Annotated in this window: 2 protein-coding genes; one reads left to right on the top strand and one right to left on the bottom strand. The window is 37.3% G+C overall.

Features of this window, described 5'->3' with window-relative positions:
• Nucleotides 1-186: 186 nt before the first annotated feature.
• Nucleotides 187-897 carry a response regulator gene (locus CK510_RS29120; protein WP_095724943.1) on the bottom strand — a complete coding sequence of 237 codons (711 nt, stop codon included), beginning with the start codon at nucleotides 895-897 and terminating at the stop codon, nucleotides 187-189.
• Nucleotides 898-1419: 522 nt separating this feature from the next.
• Here CK510_RS29120 and CK510_RS29115 point away from each other — a divergent pair.
• Nucleotides 1420-2526, top strand: a complete 1107-nt coding sequence (locus tag CK510_RS29115) for a hybrid sensor histidine kinase/response regulator (protein ID WP_095724942.1) — start codon at nucleotides 1420-1422, stop codon at nucleotides 2524-2526.
• The last annotated feature ends 45 nt before the right edge of the window (nucleotides 2527-2571 follow it).

The raw sequence follows: 2571 nt of genomic DNA, 5'->3' as shown, positions 1-2571 counted from the left end.
AGCGCAATGAAGCATCTCTGTCTATTACATAGCGACTCAGGATCAACAGTTGGATCATTTATTTCTTGGATTACTCTAATGTAAATTGAGACTGTTCATGGTATGGGCTATCGCCTCAAATAATTAGTATAATATTATACTCAAAATGAATTGAGGTTTAGCTTTTAAACGCGGAGAATATTTTAATTAATGGACTAATCCACCACGTAAAGCACGAACCGCAGCTTGGGTGCGATCGGCAACGCAAAGCTTACTCAAGATACCACGAACATGGGTTTTGACAGTACCGACGGTGAGGTAAAGTCTTTTCGCTATTTCCGCATTGTCACAACCTGCAACAATTAACTCTAAAACTTCTTTTTCTCGTTGAGTTAGAGGAAAGCTTTCGATAGTTTTTTCCAATTCTGGCTCCAAACCTGTAATCATCACCCGTTTTGAGCTTGTGCTATTGATGTCATCCTGCCGTACTTGTTGGAGGACAATATCTGCGATCGCAGGATCGATCCATGAGCTACCTGTGGATGTTATTTTGACTGCGTTGATTAAGCGATCGCTGTCGATATCCTTCATACAGTAAGAATCTGCTCCCGCTCCAAAGGCAGCTAGTACAGTTTCCTCGCTGTTCTGCATGGTTAAAATGAGGAGATTTGTTGTAAAATCTTGAGTTTCTTGCTGATATTGCCTATATTTGCGTGTTAGTTCAATCCCATCCATGTCAGGCAAACCAATATCAATAGTAGCCACATCTGGCTTCATTGTTTTGAGCAGCTGCAATCCATCTGTGGCATTAGCAGCTTCACCGATAATCTTGATTTCCGGCTCGGTTTGTAAAGCAGCCCGCAAGCCCATTCTGGTAAGGTTATGGTCTTCAATTACAATCACCTTAATCTCGCTCATGGCTGTTTTTCTCTCTCTGAATTCTATATCTTAAAAGTACAGCTTAAAATAACATTCTTATTGTATTGGTAAAGTTATGCAAAAAGTACTATTTATTGTTAACATTTTAACTCAATCACATCTACTACAAGTAGGAATAAAGCTCAAATCAATTCTCTGTTAGTCTACACATTATTTGAATACTCCATACCTCCATAAATTAGACATCTCCGAAAATTAATTATGCGTTACCCAAAACCCTTGTAGAGCCTCCGTATTGGTACGTCTCTACATATTTTCTGGAGATGTCTATTGTCCCCAATTGTAGGGGTGGGGTCTCCCCACCCTTCGCATGATAGTGTTGGTAAGTATATGGTATTTGGTGCATCTTCCCCTAGATAGATTTTTTATTTGAGAAAACTAGACTTAGGCATCTAGCCTTGAGATAGGGAAAACGATATTTTAATGAAATATATTTATTGTGCAAATAGGATTGGCATTATAAATGTGTGCGATGAGTGTTTATTTATCTTCAAGAACATTATGTATCTTCATAAATCTGTCAAAAAAGACAAAATCCTAATTGTTGATGATATTTTTGAAAATTTGCTGTTGCTAGAAACGGTTTTAGAGACGGAAGGTTACGAAGTTAGTTTGATAGAAGATAGTAAAACTGGTTTGAGGATGGTTGAAGATGGGCTACCAGATTTAATTTTGTTAGACGTGATGATGCCAGAATTGGATGGTTATGAATTTACTCGTCGTATTCGTCAAAATAAAAATCTACCATATATTCCTATTTTGCTAATTACTGCCCACGGACAATCGAGTCTGGTTGAAGGGCTTGATGCTGGAGCTGATGACTTTATCCGCAAACCATTCGATCCGGAAGAGTTATATGCAAGGGTTCGTTCTTTATTGCGTCTTAAACATAGTATAGACGAACGTGACCAAATGGCAAACTTACGGGAGGATTTTGTTTCTCGCTTTACCCATGATTTACGAACACCTCTGGTTGCCGCAAATCGAATATTAAAGTTAATGCAAGAAGGAGTATTTTTTTCTGTTACACCGGAATCTTTGAATATTTTTAAGACGATGATTGGTAGCAATGAAGATTTGCTGACAATGGTGAATAATTTACTAGAAGTATATCGTCATGAGGCTGGTAGCAAAAGTTTAAAAGTTTCTCGTTTTGATATTCATAAATTAGTTAGTGAAGTCACTCAAGAATTAACCCCTTTGGCAGCAGAGAAAGGGTTAGTTATCAATTTGGAAACATCGGGAAATCACACTGGTAGCGAAAGTCTTATTTCGGGCGATCGCATTGAATTACGACGGGTAATAACGAATCTGTTGGGGAATGCAATTAAGTTTACAGAATCAGGCTCTATAAATGTGCGCTTAAATATCAATTCAGATATTATCACTATTGAGATTCAGGATACAGGTTCCGGAATTTCTAGTCAAGACCAAGCAATGTTATTTCAGCGTTTTCGTTCTGGCAAACATAAAGGTTCTGGTAGTGGTTTAGGTTTATATTTATCACGTTATATTATTGAAGCTCATCACGGTTCAATTGAGGTAGTTTCTGAGCCTGAAAAGGGTAGCAAATTTACTGTCACCTTACCTAATATTGTCCAAAATTAGAGTTTTATAATTATAATTTTAGGATTACTATATAAAATATAGGGA

It is taken from the genome of Brunnivagina elsteri CCALA 953 (genome assembly GCF_002289455.1).
Classification (GTDB): domain Bacteria; phylum Cyanobacteriota; class Cyanobacteriia; order Cyanobacteriales; family Nostocaceae; genus Brunnivagina; species Brunnivagina elsteri.
This window is presented reverse-complemented; position numbering and strand designations above follow the sequence as displayed.